At 57.8% G+C, this 16,703-nt stretch carries 14 protein-coding genes; 5 read left to right on the plus strand and 9 right to left on the minus strand.

Features of this window, described 5'->3' with window-relative positions:
• Positions 1 to 61: 61 nt before the first annotated feature.
• The 5 genes from purB to KQP88_RS08840 form a co-directional block, all read right to left on the minus strand.
• The gene (gene purB, locus KQP88_RS08820; protein WP_200993175.1) at positions 62 to 1,432 is read right to left on the minus strand and encodes an adenylosuccinate lyase; all 1,371 of its coding nucleotides are present in this window, start codon (positions 1,430 to 1,432) and stop codon (positions 62 to 64) included.
• A gap of 131 nt (positions 1,433 to 1,563) precedes the next feature.
• Positions 1,564 to 2,184 carry a high frequency lysogenization protein HflD gene (gene hflD / locus KQP88_RS08825; protein WP_198728217.1) on the minus strand — a complete coding sequence of 207 codons (621 nt, stop codon included), beginning with the start codon at positions 2,182 to 2,184 and terminating at the stop codon, positions 1,564 to 1,566.
• Positions 2,184 to 3,314, minus strand: coding sequence for a tRNA 2-thiouridine(34) synthase MnmA (mnmA, locus tag KQP88_RS08830; RefSeq protein ID WP_025259487.1), 1,131 nt, complete (start codon positions 3,312 to 3,314; stop codon positions 2,184 to 2,186). The genes hflD and mnmA overlap by 1 nt, the downstream gene beginning before the upstream one ends.
• Before the next feature lie 60 nt (positions 3,315 to 3,374).
• Positions 3,375 to 3,821, minus strand: a complete 447-nt coding sequence (locus KQP88_RS08835; protein ID WP_216705411.1) for an NUDIX hydrolase — start codon at positions 3,819 to 3,821, stop codon at positions 3,375 to 3,377.
• Between the two features lie 252 nt (positions 3,822 to 4,073).
• A complete protein-coding gene (locus tag KQP88_RS08840) occupies positions 4,074 to 6,299 on the minus strand; it encodes an NADP-dependent isocitrate dehydrogenase (RefSeq protein ID WP_200993173.1) in 2,226 nt (741 codons plus the stop codon).
• 442 nt (positions 6,300 to 6,741) lie between these two features.
• Between KQP88_RS08840 and icd the strand changes: the two genes are divergently transcribed.
• Positions 6,742 to 7,998, plus strand: a complete 1,257-nt coding sequence (gene icd, locus KQP88_RS08845) for an NADP-dependent isocitrate dehydrogenase (protein ID WP_216705412.1) — start codon at positions 6,742 to 6,744, stop codon at positions 7,996 to 7,998.
• Positions 7,999 to 8,078: 80 nt separating this feature from the next.
• Here icd and cspD read toward each other — a convergent pair whose 3' ends face one another.
• Complete coding sequence (cspD, locus tag KQP88_RS08850) at positions 8,079 to 8,351, minus strand: cold shock domain-containing protein CspD (RefSeq protein ID WP_216705413.1); 273 nt, start codon at positions 8,349 to 8,351, stop codon at positions 8,079 to 8,081.
• Between the two features lie 225 nt (positions 8,352 to 8,576).
• Here cspD and clpS point away from each other — a divergent pair, with 225 nt between their 5' ends.
• A complete protein-coding gene (gene clpS / locus KQP88_RS08855; protein ID WP_025259492.1) occupies positions 8,577 to 8,939 on the plus strand; it encodes an ATP-dependent Clp protease adapter ClpS in 363 nt (120 codons plus the stop codon).
• 30 nt (positions 8,940 to 8,969) lie between these two features.
• Entirely contained in the window at positions 8,970 to 11,243 is a 2,274-nt protein-coding gene (gene clpA / locus KQP88_RS08860; protein ID WP_200993171.1) for an ATP-dependent Clp protease ATP-binding subunit ClpA, read from the plus strand.
• A 92-nt stretch (positions 11,244 to 11,335) separates the two neighbouring features.
• On the opposite strand, the gene infA is transcribed toward clpA, so the two are convergent.
• The 3 genes from infA to aat form a co-directional block, all read right to left on the minus strand.
• The gene (gene infA, locus KQP88_RS08865; protein WP_002553999.1) at positions 11,336 to 11,554 is read right to left on the minus strand and encodes a translation initiation factor IF-1; all 219 of its coding nucleotides are present in this window, start codon (positions 11,552 to 11,554) and stop codon (positions 11,336 to 11,338) included.
• Between the two features lie 101 nt (positions 11,555 to 11,655).
• Positions 11,656 to 12,363 carry an arginyltransferase gene (locus KQP88_RS08870; protein ID WP_216705414.1) on the minus strand — a complete coding sequence of 236 codons (708 nt, stop codon included), beginning with the start codon at positions 12,361 to 12,363 and terminating at the stop codon, positions 11,656 to 11,658.
• A 49-nt stretch (positions 12,364 to 12,412) separates the two neighbouring features.
• Positions 12,413 to 13,102 (minus strand): leucyl/phenylalanyl-tRNA--protein transferase, encoded by a 690-nt coding sequence (aat, locus tag KQP88_RS08875; RefSeq protein ID WP_216705415.1) that lies wholly within the window; start codon positions 13,100 to 13,102, stop codon positions 12,413 to 12,415.
• A 492-nt stretch (positions 13,103 to 13,594) separates the two neighbouring features.
• Here aat and ftsK point away from each other — a divergent pair, with 492 nt between their 5' ends.
• Both ftsK and lolA read left to right on the plus strand, forming a co-directional pair.
• On the plus strand, positions 13,595 to 15,997 hold the full coding sequence (ftsK, locus tag KQP88_RS08880; protein WP_200993168.1) for a DNA translocase FtsK: 2,403 nt from the start codon (positions 13,595 to 13,597) through the stop codon (positions 15,995 to 15,997).
• 69 nt (positions 15,998 to 16,066) lie between these two features.
• Positions 16,067 to 16,690 carry an outer membrane lipoprotein chaperone LolA gene (gene lolA, locus KQP88_RS08885; RefSeq protein ID WP_200993167.1) on the plus strand — a complete coding sequence of 208 codons (624 nt, stop codon included), beginning with the start codon at positions 16,067 to 16,069 and terminating at the stop codon, positions 16,688 to 16,690.
• Positions 16,691 to 16,703: the final 13 nt, after the last annotated feature.

Below are 16,703 nucleotides of genomic sequence, written 5' to 3' on the forward strand. Positions count from 1 at the left end.
TTGTAAGCCCTTGAAATGAAAACGCCCGGCACAGCCGGGCGTGTGCAAAAGTTGCTGCGGGTCAGATGCGCTTGGCTTGTGCCACGGCATTGCCGATGTAATTGGCCGGGGTCAGCTTCTTCAGCTCGGCCCTGGCCTCGGCTGGCATGTCCAGACCGTCGATGAAAGTTTGCAGCGCTTCAGGGCTGATGCCCTTGCCACGTGTCAGTTCTTTCAGCTTTTCGTACGGGTTTTCGATGTTGTAGCGACGCATGACGGTCTGGATCGGCTCGGCCAGAACTTCCCAGCAGGCGTCCAGATCGGCAGCGATACGCTGTTCGTTCAGTTCCAGCTTGCCGATGCCCTTGAGGCTGGCTTCGTAGGCAATGACGCTGTGAGCAAAGCCCACGCCCAGGTTGCGCAGCACGGTGGAGTCGGTCAGGTCGCGCTGCCAGCGGGAAATCGGCAGTTTGCTCGCCAGGTGCTGGAACAGTGCGTTGGCGATGCCCAGGTTGCCTTCGGAGTTTTCGAAGTCGATCGGGTTGACCTTGTGCGGCATGGTCGACGAGCCGATTTCGCCCGCGATGGTGCGCTGCTTGAAGTAGCCCAGGGAGATGTAGCCCCAGATATCGCGATCGAAGTCGATCAGGATGGTGTTGAAGCGTGCAATGGCGTCGAACAGCTCGGCGATGTAGTCATGCGGTTCGATCTGGGTGGTGTAGGGGTTGAAGCCCAGGCCCAGTTCGTCTTCGATGAAGGCGCGTGCGTTGGCTTCCCAGTCGATGTCTGCATAGGCCGACAGGTGGGCGTTGTAGTTGCCTACCGCACCGTTGATCTTGCCCAGCAGAGGAACTGCTGCGATCTGGGTGATCTGGCGCTCCAGTCGATAGACGACGTTGGCCAGTTCCTTGCCCAGGGTGGTCGGGGAGGCTGGCTGGCCGTGGGTGCGCGACAGCATCGGTACGTCGGCGAAGCGCTGGGCCAGTTCACGGATGGAGTCGGCGATCTGGCGCATCAGCGGCAGCATGACGTTGTCGCGACCTTCGCGCAGCATCAGGGCGTGGGACAGGTTGTTGATGTCTTCGCTGGTGCAGGCGAAGTGGATGAACTCGCTGACCTTGTCCAGCTCAGGCAGCTTGGCAGCCTGTTCCTTGAGCAGGTATTCCACGGCCTTGACGTCGTGGTTGGTGGTGCGTTCGATTTCTTTCACGCGCTCTGCGTGTTCCACGGAAAAATCTTCAGCCAGCGCATTGAGAATGGCGTTGGCCTCTGCGGAAAACGGCGGTACTTCGCTGATTTGCGGGTGAGCTGCCAGGCGCTGGAGCCAGCGAACTTCAACCATCACGCGAAAGCGGATCAGGCCGTATTCGCTGAAAATAGGGCGCAGGGCCTGGGTTTTGCCGGCGTAGCGGCCATCAACAGGGGAAACCGCAGTGAGCGAAGAAAGCTGCATGGGGTGGTCTCGAACAGTCGGGCAACGAAAAGGGGCGCATATCATACATGAAATTTCAGTCCGACTGGGTCGGACTGACCAGCGTAGATCGCGTCGTGCCTGGTGGGTAAGGGTCGCAGTTGCGTGGCGGGTCAGCCGTGCATCAGCGGATAGAGTTCTTTCAATAACTTGCGTCGGCTGAAGACCAGCTGCCAGCGGTGACCGCCAACTTGTCGCCACAGACGTGCCGAGCGAATACCGGCCAGCAACAGGGCGCGGATCTTCGAGGCATTGTTGGGTTGCTGCAGGTTGCGCATGTCGCCATGAACCTGAATGCGCTGGCGAAGGGTGCTCAGGGTGTCCTGATACAGCGCACCGGTGGCAGCGATCACGTTTTCATGGGCGATGCCAAAATGCTCGGCCTGTGACTGGATCTGCGGCAGGCGCTTGCCGATCACTTCCAGCATGTCATCGCGCTTGGCCAGTTGCCGCTCAAGACCGAGCATCGACAGCGCATAACGCAGTGGCTCGCGCTGCAGGGTCGCGGGGTCGCGCTCCAGGGCGCTGACCATGGCGCGATAGCCTTCGCGCAGATTCAGGTCGTCGCCGCCGTACACGTCCAGGGTGTCCTTGGGGTCCAGCACCAGCAGGCTGCCGATCATGCAGCTCAGCCCGGCTTCGCTGACCTGTCCGGTCTTGGCGATCCGGTCGACCAGTATGGCGGCCTGGAATACGCCGCCCAGAGCGATCAGTTGCTCCTGAATAGGGGTCATCAACGCTTGTCCTTGCTCTTCCAGGGTTCGGCTATTTCGATCACGCCGCCCCCCAGGCAGATTTCGCCGTCATAGAACACCACGGACTGACCGGGTGTCACGGCGCGCTGCGGTTCATCGAATAATGCGCGGTAGCCATCGGCGGTCTTTTCCAGCGTGCAGTGCTGGTCGCCCTGGCGATAACGTACCTTGGCGGTCAGTTTCTTCGGGCTGCTCAGGTCGATGGGGTTGACCCAGTAGATCTGCGATGTGACCAGCGCTTGGGAAAACAGCCATGGATGATCGTTGCCCTGGCCGACGATCAGTTCGTTGTGTTCCAGATCCTTGACCAGTACATACCAGGGATCATCGCTCGCGTCCTTCAATCCGCCGATACCCAGGCCCTGGCGCTGACCGATGGTGTGGTACATCAGGCCGTTGTGGCGGCCGATGACTTCGCCTTCGGTGGTCTTGATCTCGCCGGGCTGGGCAGGGAGGTACTGGCGCAGGAAGTCCGTGAAGCGGCGTTCGCCGATAAAGCAGATGCCGGTGGAGTCTTTCTTCTTGGCCGTCGCCAGACCGTGTTTCTCGGCAATTGCGCGTACTTCCGGTTTCTCCAGCTCGCCGACCGGGAACAGGGTGCGGGCGATCTGCTCGCCGCCCACCGCGTGCAGGAAATAGCTCTGGTCCTTGTTCGGGTCCAGGCCCTTGAGCAGTTCGGTACGGCCGTCGATATCGCGGCGGCGTACGTAATGGCCGGTGGCAATCAGGTCTGCGCCCAGCATCAGGGCGTAGTCAAGGAAGGCCTTGAACTTGATTTCCCGGTTGCACAGGATATCCGGGTTAGGCGTGCGACCTGCCTTGTACTCTTCCAGGAAGTGCTCGAACACGTTGTCCCAGTACTCGGCAGCGAAGTTGGCGGTGTGCAGCTTTATACCGATCTTGTCGCACACGGCCTGAGCGTCTGCCAGGTCTTCGCGGGCAGTGCAGTATTCCGTTCCGTCGTCTTCTTCCCAGTTCTTCATGAACAAGCCTTCCACCTGATAACCCTGCTCCATGAGCAGGACAGCGGAAACGGATGAGTCCACGCCGCCGGACATGCCGACTATGACGCGCTTGTTTTCTGGATTGCAGTGGGCTGGATCACGCATGGGAATTCAATGGGTGGCCTTGAAAAGGACGCGATTCTATCAGGCTGCGGGCGTCGAGTCTCACGCCTTGTCGCGCAGCAGGGCAAGACTGAAGTGTTCGGCGTTCAGATAATCGTCCACGCAGCGCATGACCAGCTCACTGCGCCAGCGGTGCTGCTGGGCTTGGAGTTCATCGCGTGTCAGCCAGACCGGGCCGACGATGCCTTCATCCAGAGGGTACTCGGGATGATGGCGCAGGGCCTTGGCTGCAAAGCAGATGCGCTGGTAGGTCACGCCATTGCTGGGCGCTGTATACAGGTAGATGCCGATCACGCTGGTCAGTTCGACATCCCAGCCGGTTTCCTCCAGGGTTTCGCGCACGGCGGCGTGTTGCAGGCTTTCGTTCGGGTCCAGATGTCCGGCAGGTTGGTTGAGTACCTTCTGTCCGCCCTTGATTTCTTCGACGAACAGGAAACGGCCCTGATCCTCGACGATCGTGGCGACGGTAACGTGGGCTTGCCATTCCATAATGTGGCTACTCGTGTATTGGGGTAGGAGGGGTAATACCCATCAGTCAAGGCACAAACAAATCTGTAGGAGGCAGCTTGCTGGCGAAAGGGCCAGTGAAGCCGGTAGATATTCTGCGTCTGTCGCACTGTATTCGCCAGCAAGCTGCCTCCCACGGGTATGCAGGAGTGCAGCTTTTCTCTGGTCGCAAATGCAAAAGCCCCGGTGCGTGGCCGGGGCTTTTGCAGGTCATGTGTCTGACCGGTTTACCACTTACAACGCGGCGATAGCTGCGTTCAAGGTTGCGCTAGGGCGCATGGCTTTGCTGGTCAGTTCAGGGTTGGTGAAGTAGTAACCACCGATTTCCACTGGTTTGCCCTGGACAGCGTTGAGCTCGGCAACGATTTTTTCTTCGTTGTCGGTCAGTGTCTTGGCCAGCGGAGTGAACTGCGCCTTGAGGGCGGCGTCGTCGTTTTGAGCGGCCAGAGCCTGTGCCCAGAACAGGGTCAGGTAGAAGTGGCTGCCGCGGTTGTCGATGCTGCCGACTTTGCGCGAAGGCGACTTGTTGCGATCCAGGAACTCACCGGTAGCCTGATCCAGAGTCTTGGACAGAACCAGCGCTTTAGGATTGTTGTAGGCATTGCCCAGGTGCTCGAGCGAAGCGGCCAGAGCCAGGAACTCGCCCAGGGAGTCCCAGCGCAGGAAGTTCTCTTCGACGAACTGCTGAACGTGCTTCGGAGCCGAACCGCCAGCGCCGGTTTCGAACAGGCCACCGCCATTCATCAGCGGCACGATCGACAGCATCTTGGCGCTTGTGCCCAGTTCCATGATCGGGAACAGGTCGGTCAGGTAGTCGCGCAGTACGTTACCGGTCACCGAGATGGTGTCCTTGCCGGCGCGGGTGCGTTCCAGGGTCAGCTTCATGGCTTCGACCGGCGACAGGATCTGGATGTCCAGGCCCGAAGTGTCGTGGTCGCCCAGGTACTTCTGGACTTTCTTGATCATGACGCTGTCATGGGCGCGAGCCGGGTCGAGCCAGAAAATCGCCGGGGTGTTGCTGGCGCGGGAGCGGTTGACGGCCAGTTTGACCCAGTCCTGGATCGGCGCGTCCTTGGCCTGGCACATGCGCCAGATGTCGCCGGTTTCGACGTTCTGTTCCATCAGCAGGTTGCCCTGGCTGTCGGTTACACGAACCACGCCATCGGTCTTGATGTGGAACGTCTTGTCGTGAGAGCCGTACTCTTCGGCTTTCTGAGCCATCAGGCCGACGTTCGGCACGCTGCCCATGGTGGTCGGATCGAAGGCGCCGTTCTTCTTGCAGTCTTCGATGACGGCCTGATAGATGGTCGCGTAGCAGCGATCCGGGATAACAGCCTTGGCATCGTGCAGTTGACCGTCGGTGCCCCACATCTTGCCGGAGTCACGGATCATTGCAGGCATCGACGCGTCGACGATGACGTCGCTCGGTACGTGCAGGTTGGTGATGCCTTTGTCGGAGTTGACCATCGCCAGTTGTGGGCGAGTGGCGTAGACCGCCTGGATGTCAGCCTTGATTTCAGCTTGTTTGTCGGCTGGCAGGGCGCCGATGCGGTCATACAGATCGCCGATGCCGTTGTTCAGGCTGAAGCCGATTTCCTTCAGGATGTCGGCGTGCTTGGTCAGCGCGTCCTTGTAGAACTCGTCGACGATCTGACCGAACATGATCGGGTCGGAGATTTTCATCATGGTGGCTTTCAAGTGCACCGAGAACAGCACGCCTTGCTTCTTGGCGTCTTCGATTTCGGCGGCAATGAAGCTGCGCAGGGCTTTCTTGCTCATGACCGAGCAATCGATCACTTCGCCAGCCTTGACGCTGGTTTTCTCTTTCAGGACGGTGGTTGTACCGTCTTTGGCGATCAGCTCGATCTTGACGCTGTTGTCAGCCTCGACCAGAGCGGCTTTTTCGCTGCCGTAGAAGTCGCCGCTGCTCATGTGAGCAACGTGAGCCTTGGAGTCGGCAGCCCAGGCGCCCATCTTGTGCGGGTGCTTGCGAGCGTAGTTCTTGACCGAGAGCGGGGCGCGGCGGTCGGAGTTGCCTTCACGCAGAACCGGGTTCACGGCGCTGCCCTTGACCTTGTCGTAACGGGCGCGGGTTTCTTTTTCCGCGTCGGTGGACGGCGTTTCCGGGTAGTCAGGGATCTTGAAGCCTTGTTCCTGCAGCTCTTTGATGGTCGCCTTCAATTGAGGGACCGAGGCGCTGATGTTCGGCAGCTTGATGATGTTGGCTTCTGGCGTGGTGGCCAGTTTGCCCAACTCGGCGAGATGATCCGGCACCTGCTGATCGGCACCAAGCGATTCGGGGAAGCTGGAAAGAACACGGCCCGCCAGGGAGATATCACGTGTTTCGACGTCGATATCGGAAGAGGCTGTAAATGCTTCGATGATTGGCAGAAGCGAGTAGGTGGCGAGTGCCGGAGCTTCGTCAGTGAAGGTGTAGATGATCTTCGAGCGGTTGGACATTGGTATTAACTCTCTGTTTTGCTGAGCATGCACAAAATCTCGATATGCGCAGGGTATGCACTCTTGCCCAAAGTTCGGTCATGGGCCCAAGTCGAGGTTTATTCGCGGTGATGTTGGGTGCATCAGTCGAGCGTCAAGCTGCCGGGCGTGGCCATGGTCACTGCCCGACGCATATATAAGGCTGAAAGTCTGGTTCCAGACACTTCTGCCTTTATGACTCTGCGGTCACGTCGCGAGTATATCAAACCCTTGGCGCCAAGCATTAATGCTATGCGTGCTATCGAATGGCGACTATTCGCCGTTGGTCGAACGAATGCGCTCAAGATCAGGGCTTTCGGGCGTTTTCGGGGGTACCGGACTGGCGGGCTTTGCCTGTATTCCGGGGGCTGGCCTAGGCTTAATTGCCGTCAGGATGTCCATTCAGCCCGCACCGGAGTCCAGCATGACATATCAGAAAACAAGAATCCCCGCCGTCGGTGAGAAGATCACTGTCAACGCAGACCACTCCCTCAACGTTCCCGATAATCCCGTCATTCCCTATATAGAAGGGGATGGTATTGGCATCGATATCACACCGGTCATGATCAAGGTGGTCGATGCAGCCGTCAGCAAGGCCTATGGCGAAAAGCGCAGGATTTCCTGGATGGAGGTCTATGCCGGAGAAAAGGCGACCCGGATTTACGACCCCGACACCTGGCTGCCTCAGGAAACCCTGGATGCGGTGCGCGAGTACGTGGTTTCCATCAAGGGCCCTCTGACCACGCCGGTCGGCGGCGGCATTCGCTCCCTGAACGTTGCCTTGCGCCAGCAGCTGGACTTGTATGTCTGCCTGAGGCCTGTGCGCTGGTTCGAGGGTGTGCCCAGCCCGGTCAGGAAACCCGGCGATGTGAACATGACGATCTTTCGCGAAAATTCCGAAGATATTTATGCCGGCATCGAGTGGAAGGCTGGATCTCCCGAAGCGACCAGGGTCATTCGTTTTCTCAAGGAGGAGATGGGTGTCACCAAAATCCGCTTTGACGAGGATTGCGGCATCGGGGTCAAGCCGGTTTCCAGGGAGGGTACAAGGCGCCTGGCGCGCAAGGCGTTGCAGTATGTCGTGGACAATGATCGCGACTCGCTGACCATCGTGCATAAAGGCAACATCATGAAGTTCACCGAAGGGGCCTTCAAGGAGTGGGCCTATGAAGTGGCTGCCGAGGAGTTTGGCGCGACTCTGCTCGATGGCGGGCCATGGATGCAGTTCACGAACCCCCGGACCGGCAAGGAGGTGACCGTCAAGGATGCCATTGCCGATGCAATGCTTCAGCAGATCCTGTTACGTCCTGCCGAATATGATGTCATCGCAACATTGAATCTCAATGGTGACTATCTTTCCGACGCACTGGCAGCGGAGGTCGGGGGAATCGGAATTGCGCCGGGTGCCAATCTTTCGGATACCGTGGCGATGTTCGAGGCGACGCACGGCACAGCGCCTAAATATGCAGGCAAGGATCAGGTCAATCCGGGGTCTTTGATTCTGTCTGCCGAAATGATGTTGCGGCATATGGGATGGGTTGAAGCGGCCGATCTGATCATCAAAGGCACCAATGGAGCCATTGCGGCAAAAACTGTTACTTATGATTTCGAGCGGCTGATGGAGGGCGCAACGCTGCTTTCATCGTCGGCGTTCGGCGATGCCCTGATTGCGCATATGTAGCTCGATGCGCTGGGCCAGCAGCCAGTTCAGTCACCCTGAACTGGCTGTTTATTCATGGCTGGCGTTTGTGGTGGTCTGTCTCAGGCCGACACATTAGCTGGCTTTTGTACTGCGCTTGGAGCATCTGCGGCCGTTGGAGCGGTAGCTGTGGGCGCAGACGAGATATTCACGGCATGCAATCCCTTGGGTCCCTGAATAATCTCGAACTGGACCTGCTGGCCTGCCTTGAGCGTTTTGTAGCCATCCATTTGTATGGCCGAATAATGAGCAAACAGATCTTCATCTCTGCCATCGGCAAGGATAAATCCATAGCCTTTTGCATTATTGAACCACTTGACTTTACCACTGAGCATAGCCATATCCCTCTGCAAAGGACTCCGTCTGGAGTATCATCCACCTCAATCCGCCTGGCCTAAAAAAATTTTGGTTGACTGCGCGGACCCTTTTTACCCAATGTGGGCTCTATTGTTTGTAACACCGATTAGCTGATAGTCAAGGTCATGCAGCGGTCTATGTAAAAACCGGCCAGACTGCGACTAAATTATTCAATCCGCTCTTTACACGAACCTTTCTTTACCATGCATGCAATCAGCAAGATTCGACTAACATTCAATCAGGACGGTCCGCAGTCACACGAGGACGACTCAGCTGGCATTGCGTTGCAGGACGCCAAGCCCACCCTGCAGGCGCCACCGATGTACAAGGTGGTTTTGTTTAACGATGATTACACCCCTATGGATTTCGTCGTTGAGGTTCTTGAGGTGTTTTTCAACCTGAATCGTGAGCTGGCTACCAAGGTCATGCTGGCCGTCCATACAGAGGGGCGGGCAGTATGCGGATTGTTTACCCGCGACATAGCCGAAACCAAGGCAATGCAGGTCAATCAATACGCCCGGGAAAGTCAGCATCCACTACTCTGTGAGATCGAGAAGGACGGTTAAACGCCGGCCACTTGGGTATGAGGTGAAGCTATGTTAAACCGTGAGCTCGAAGTCACCCTCAATCTTGCCTTCAAGGAAGCTCGTTCAAAGCGTCATGAATTCATGACGGTCGAGCATCTCCTGCTGGCTCTATTGGATAATGAGGCTGCAGCCACTGTCTTGCGTGCCTGCGGCGCAAACCTCGATAAGCTCAAGCATGATCTGCAGGAGTTCATCGACTCCACAACCCCACTGATCCCCGTCCATGACGAGGATCGTGAAACCCAGCCGACGCTCGGGTTCCAGCGCGTGTTGCAACGTGCAGTCTTCCATGTGCAGAGTTCCGGCAAGCGTGAAGTGACCGGCGCCAACGTACTGGTAGCGATTTTCAGTGAGCAGGAAAGTCAGGCCGTCTTCCTGCTCAAGCAGCAGAGCGTGGCCCGGATTGATGTCGTCAACTACATCGCCCACGGTATCTCCAAGGTCCCAGGGCATGGCGAACACTCTTCTGAAGGTGAGCAGGATATGCAGGACGACGAGGGTGGTGAGGCTTCTTCCTCAGGCAATCCTCTGGATGCCTATGCAAGCAACCTGAACGAACTGGCGCGCCAGGGGCGCATCGATCCATTGGTCGGTCGCGAGAACGAAGTCGAGCGCGTTGCTCAGATTCTCGCCCGTCGTCGCAAGAACAACCCTCTGCTGGTCGGTGAAGCGGGCGTCGGCAAGACGGCCATCGCTGAAGGCCTGGCCAAGCGCATTGTCGACAATCAGGTGCCAGACCTGCTGGCCAGTAGCGTCGTCTATTCCCTTGACCTTGGGGCCTTGCTGGCCGGTACCAAGTATCGTGGCGATTTCGAGAAGCGTTTCAAGGCGCTGCTCAATGAACTGCGCAAACGGCCTCATGCAATCCTGTTCATCGATGAAATCCACACCATCATCGGTGCGGGTGCAGCTTCCGGCGGGGTAATGGATGCTTCCAACCTGCTCAAGCCGCTGCTGTCTTCCGGTGATATCCGCTGCATCGGTTCGACCACCTTCCAGGAGTTCCGCGGGATCTTCGAGAAGGATCGTGCCCTGGCGCGTCGCTTCCAGAAGGTCGATGTCTCCGAGCCATCGGTTGAAGACACCATCGGCATTCTTCGTGGGCTCAAGGGTCGCTTCGAGCAGCACCATAGCATCGAGTACAGCGATGAAGCGTTGCGTGCAGCTGCAGAGCTTGCTTCGCGCTACATCAATGACCGGCACATGCCTGACAAGGCCATCGACGTCATCGACGAAGCTGGCGCCTTCCAGCGCCTGCAGCCGGCCGAGCGTCGGGTCAAGTGCATCGATGTGCCGCAGGTTGAAGATATCGTCGCGAAAATCGCGCGTATTCCTCCAAAGCACGTCAACAGTTCCGACAAGGAGCTGCTGCGTAACCTGGAGCGCGATCTCAAGCTCACGGTCTTCGGTCAGGATGCTGCCATTGACTCGCTGTCCACGGCCATCAAGCTGTCCCGTGCCGGTCTGAAGTCGCCTGACAAGCCTGTAGGTTCCTTCCTGTTTGCAGGGCCTACCGGTGTCGGCAAGACGGAAGCGGCTCGTCAGTTGGCGAAGGCGCTGGGTGTCGAGCTGATTCGCTTTGACATGTCCGAATACATGGAGCGTCATACCGTTTCGCGTCTGATCGGTGCGCCTCCGGGCTATGTCGGTTTCGATCAGGGCGGTCTGCTGACTGAAGCCATTACCCGTCAACCGCATTGCGTATTGCTGCTCGATGAGATCGAGAAGGCGCATCCTGAGGTCTTCAACCTGCTTCTGCAGGTCATGGACCACGGTACGCTCACCGACAACAACGGCCGCAAGGCGGACTTCCGCAATGTGATCGTCATCATGACCACCAACGCCGGTGCCGAGTCGGCAGCGCGGGCTTCGATCGGGTTCACTCATCAGGATCACTCGTCCGATGCAATGGAAGTGATCAAGAAGAGCTTCACGCCGGAGTTCCGCAACCGTCTGGACACCATCATCCAGTTTGGCCGCCTCAGCCACGAAGTCATCAAGAGCGTGGTCGACAAGTTCCTCACCGAGCTTCAGGCACAACTGGAAGACAAGCGTGTACTGCTCGAAGTATCCGACGCGGCCAGAAGCTGGCTGGCGCAGGGTGGCTACGATGCGGCAATGGGGGCTCGTCCGATGGCTCGCCTTATCCAGGACAAGATCAAGCGTCCCCTGGCTGAGGAGATCCTGTTCGGTGAGTTGTCCGAGCATGGTGGCGTTGTGCATATCGATATCAAGGATGGCGAGATCACCTTTGATTTCGAGACAACGGCAGAGATGGCCTGATGGCAGTCCTGTCTGGTACTCGGAAATGAGTGCCAGACAAGCGAACAAACAAAAACGCCCGGCATGTGCCGGGCGTTTTCGTCAGTACTAGCTTAGCGGGCGCGGTAGGTGATACGCCCTTTGCTCAGGTCATAAGGCGTCAGTTCGACGCGGACCTTGTCACCGGTAAGAATACGGATGTAGTTCTTGCGCATCTTGCCGGAGATATGCGCGGTTACGACGTGCCCGTTTTCCAACTCCACACGAAACATGGTGTTGGGCAGGGTGTCGACGACAGTGCCTTCCATTTCGAAGCTGTCTTCTTTCGACATGCAGTAAAGCCCTCGGTATACAAATGAGTGGCCCGGTGCAAGTGGCGCCAGGCAAAAGCGGCGTGCATTGTGCCCGAAAAAACCTCTTTAAGCCAAGGGCTTCAATACAGAGTGACCCATCTTTGATTGGTCAACAGCTCGATGGGGCGATATTGGGTCTTGTAATTCATCTTTTTACAGTTTTTGATCCAGTATCCCAGGTACACGGCATGCAACTGAAGCCGGGCTGCTTCGGCGATCTGCCACAAGATGGCATAACGCCCAAGACTGCGCCGTTCTTCATCGGGTTCATAGAAGGTATAGACCGCTGAAAGGCCGTTGGGCAAAAGATCGGTCACTGCGACTGCCAGCAGGCGCTGATCCAGCCGGAACTCGTAAAAGCGCGAGAAGGGCAGGTCCCTTACCAGAAAAGTGGAAAACTGGTCGCGACTGGGTGGGAACATGTCGCCATCGGCGTGGCGTTGCTCGATATAGCGTTGATAGAGATCGAAGTGCTCTTCGGTGAAGACCGGCTTGGTGCTGCGTACCTCAAGGTCGGTGTTGCGTTTGAGGATGCGTTTTTGCTGCCGGTCGGGCACGAAGAGATTCACCGGGATGCGCGCCGGCACACAGGCGCTGCAATTCTGGCAGTGAGGGCGATAAAGATGGTCGCCACTGCGGCGAAAGCCCATGTCCGACAGGTCGGCATAGACTTGCACGTCCATGGGTTGGCTGGGGTCCAGAAACAGTGTGGTCGCCTGCTCTTCGGGCAGGTAACTGCAAGTGTGGGGTTGAGTGGCATAAAACTTAAGCCGCGCCAGCTCTGTCATGATAGCCCCCCGTTATCAGAATCCATGAATAAGAGTGTATGCCAGCCTTTCAAACTCGCCTAGGCAACCAGTCGGCGTTATTGGGCTGATCCAGATGCCGGTGCAGGTAGTCGGCAAATGTCTGGCGCGGGATCGAGCGGGCACCGAAGCTGTGCAGATGCTGGGTCGGCATCTGGCAATCAATCAATACGAACCCCCAGGCATTCAGGCGTTCCACCAATGTGGCGAAGCCGACTTTCGAGGCGTTGTCGGCGCGGCTGAACATGGATTCGCCGAAAAACAGCTGCCCCATGGCCAGGCCATACAGCCCGCCCACCAGTGTGTCCTGGTCCCAGACCTCGACGCTGTGGGCGTGTCCGCGCCGATGCAGCTCCCTATAGGCCTCCTGCATCGAGCGGGTGATCCAGGTTTCGTTGGCGTAGCTGCGAGGTTCGGCGCAGGCCTGTATGACGGATGCGAAGTCCTGGTCGAACGTCACCCGATAACGCTCCTGGCGCATGAGTTTGCCCAGGCTGCGTGACACATGAATCTCGGCTGGTGGCAGAACGGTGCGTGGATCGGGTGACCACCAGAGAATGGGCTGCCCGTCCTGAAACCACGGAAAACAGCCATGCCGGTAAGCCTGTATCAACCGGTCTGCCGACAAGTCGCCACCCGCGGCCAGCAGGCCGTTGGGTTCGCGCAGGGCTTTTTCCAGAGGTGGGAAAACAAGGCTGTTGCGTTGCAACCAGGTCAGCATGGCATCAGAACTTCGCGGTAGGGGAGGGCGCACGGGTGGTCATTTGCAACTCTGTACAATAAATGCGGTCACAACCGGTCGCCATTATGGTGTGTGTCGCAAGGTTTCGGTAGTACAGGTAAAAGATGATAGCCCGATAGCCTTCGATCTTCTGTCTCACTGATAGAATCACCTCATAAGCCTTTGTCACAAAAGAGAATGCATGCTCAAATTGAACGTCATGAGGAAGGCTATGGCCCGTTATGGTCAGTCCCTGTATGAAAACGACGATCATTGGGCGTTAAAAGCCGCTGTGAAGAGCTTTCCTACAGACCTTGGGACCTACAAAGCCGTACAATGCCGACTTTGCGCGTTATCATTCAGGTCATCTGTTCTGCGGGTGTTTCAGAGGTTCGCGATCCCGTTTTCGGCTGGAACCGGTCGATACCGTTCAGCAGCCGTTCATAGTCAATCAACGAGATGTTCGCGCTTGAGCGCAGGAAATAAAGCGTTTTGAAAAAATCCACCACAGCACCCAGCTCTGTTCCGCTCTGGCGGCAGCAACTGCATTATCGGCTCAAGGAAGGTGCACTGATTGCCTTTGGTGCCTTGTGCCTGTACCTGATGATGGCTCTGTTGACCTACGATCAGAGCGATCCGGGCTGGAGCCATACCAGCAGCTCCGCGCAAGTCCAGAACGCCGCAGGCCGTGCGGGTGCCTTCTGCGCCGATATCCTGTTCATGGTCGTGGGCTATTTCGCCTATATTTTCCCGTTGTTGCTGGCCATCAAGGCCTGGCAGGTCTTCAGTCAGCGTCACGAGCCGTGGCAGTGGAGCGGCTGGCTGTTCTCCTGGCGCCTGATCGGTCTGGTATTCCTGATTCTGGCCGGTGCAGCGCTGGCGCATATCCACTTTCATTTTGCGGCAGGCTTTCCGGGCTCTGCGGGTGGCGTGCTGGGTGAAGTGCTTGGCGATCTGGCCAAGAAAGCCCTCAACATCCAGGGCAGCACGTTGCTGTTCATTGCCTTGTTCCTGTTCGGCCTGACGGTATTCACCGACCTGTCCTGGTTCAAGGTCATGGATGTGACCGGCAAGATCACCCTCGACCTCTTCGAACTCATCCAGAGTGCCGCCAACCGCTGGTGGGTCGCTCGTACCGAGCGTAAGCAGATGGTCGCGCAGTTGCGTGAAGTCGACATGCGTGTCGACGAAGTGGTGGCGCCGGTTGTTCCCGATCGTCGTGAGCAGGTCAAGGCCCGTGAACGTCTGATCGAGCGTGAAGAATCCCTGAGCAAACACATGACCGAGCGCGAGAAACACGTGCCGGCGGTCATTGCTCCGGCACCTGCCAAGGCGCCCGAGCCGAGCAAGCGTGTCCAGAAAGAGAAGCAGGTGCCGTTGTTTGTCGACAGCGCCATCGAAGGCACCTTGCCGCCTATCTCGATTCTCGACCCGGCCGAAAAGAAACAGCTCAACTATTCGCCGGAATCTCTGGCTGCCGTGGGCCATCTGCTGGAAATCAAGCTCAAGGAGTTCGGTGTCGAGGTGTCGGTGGATTCCATCCATCCGGGGCCGGTCATTACACGCTACGAAATCCAGCCTGCCGCCGGGGTCAAGGTCAGCCGTATTGCCAACCTTGCCAAGGACCTTGCACGCTCTCTGGCCGTGACCAGCGTCCGTGTGGTCGAGGTGATTCCCGGCAAGACCACCGTCGGTATCGAAATCCCCAACGAAGACCGTCAGATCGTGCGGTTTTCCGAGGTGCTGTCCTCGCCCGAGTACGACAATGCCAAGTCGCCGGTTACCCTGGCGCTGGGTCATGACATCGGTGGCCGTCCGGTCATCACGGATCTGGCGAAGATGCCTCACCTGCTGGTGGCCGGTACGACCGGTTCCGGTAAGTCCGTGGGCGTGAACGCCATGATCCTGTCGATCCTGTTCAAGTCCGGCCCGGAAGACGCCAAGCTGATCATGATCGACCCGAAAATGCTTGAATTGTCGATCTACGAAGGCATTCCGCACTTGCTGTGCCCGGTCGTGACCGACATGAAGGATGCCGCCAACGCCCTGCGCTGGAGCGTTGCCGAGATGGAGCGCCGCTACAAGCTGATGGCGGCCATGGGCGTGCGTAACCTTGCCGGCTTCAACCGCAAGATCAAGGACGCCGAGGAAGAGGGCAACCCGATTTCCGACCCGATGTATCGTCGTGAAAGTATCCATGACGAAGCGCCGTTGCTCACCACTTTGCCGACCATCGTGGTGGTGGTCGACGAGTTCGCCGACATGATGATGATTGTCGGCAAGAAGGTTGAAGAACTCATTGCCCGTATCGCCCAGAAGGCCCGTGCCGCCGGTATTCACCTGATCCTGGCAACCCAGCGCCCGTCGGTGGACGTCATCACCGGTCTGATCAAGGCCAACATCCCGACGCGCATGGCCTTCCAGGTATCGAGCAAGATCGACTCGCGGACCATCATCGACCAGGGTGGCGCCGAACAACTGCTTGGCCATGGTGACATGCTGTACATGCCGCCGGGCACCAGCCTGCCGATTCGTGTGCATGGCGCGTTCGTATCCGACGAGGAAGTCCACCGTGTGGTAGAAGCCTGGAAAATGCGTGGCACGCCAAACTACAACGACGATATTCTGGCTGGTGTCGAAGAGGCCGGTAGCGGCTTCGATGGCGGCAGCGGTGAAGGCGGTGACGACAGCGAGAGCGATGCCTTGTATGACGAGGCAGTGAAGTTCGTTCTTGAAAGCCGTCGTGCATCGATTTCGGCTGTGCAGCGTAAACTCAAGATTGGCTACAACCGTGCTGCGCGGATGATCGAGGCGATGGAAATGGCAGGTGTCGTGACAGCCATGAACACCAACGGCTCGCGTGAAGTCATTGCACCCGGCCCGATGCGCGACTGATTTAATCCCATAGCGCAGGCAGCGTGCCAGACACGCCGTCTGCGCTTCATGAATCCAATGAGGAATCCCATGCGTCTTATCCGCATGTTATTGGCAACTGCACTGACTTTCTCCGCGATCCCGGCCCATGCCGACAGCAAGGACGTGGCGCGCCTGACCCAGTTGCTGGAAAAATCCCAGACCCTGACTGCCCGTTTTTCCCAGTTGACGCTGGACGGCAGCGGCACGCAATTGCAGGAAACCTCGGGTGAAATGACCCTGCAGCGTCCAGGCCTGTTCAACTGGCACACCGATGCACCCCAGGAGCAGTTGATGGTCTCCGACGGCAAGAAGGTTTCCCTCTGGGACCCGGACTTGCAGCAGGTCACCATCAAGACCCTGGATCAGCGCCTGACCCAGACGCCAGCCTTGTTGCTGTCCGGTGATGTATCGAAGATCAGCGAGAGCTTTGATATCACGGCCAAGGAAGCGGGCGGTGTGATCGACTTCGTCCTGAAGCCCAAGACCAAGGACACCCTGTTCGATAACCTGCGTCTGTCCTTCCGCAATGGCATCATCAACGACATGCAGTTGATCGACAGCGTGGGCCAGCGCACCAATATCCTGTTCACCGGCGTCAAGGCCAACGAGCCAATCGCCGCCAGCAAGTTCAAGTTCGACATTCCCAAAGGTGCCGATGTCATCCAGGAATAAAGGGGCTTAACCT

The sequence above is a fragment of the Pseudomonas lijiangensis genome, from assembly GCF_018968705.1.
In the GTDB taxonomy this organism is placed as follows: domain Bacteria; phylum Pseudomonadota; class Gammaproteobacteria; order Pseudomonadales; family Pseudomonadaceae; genus Aquipseudomonas; species Aquipseudomonas lijiangensis.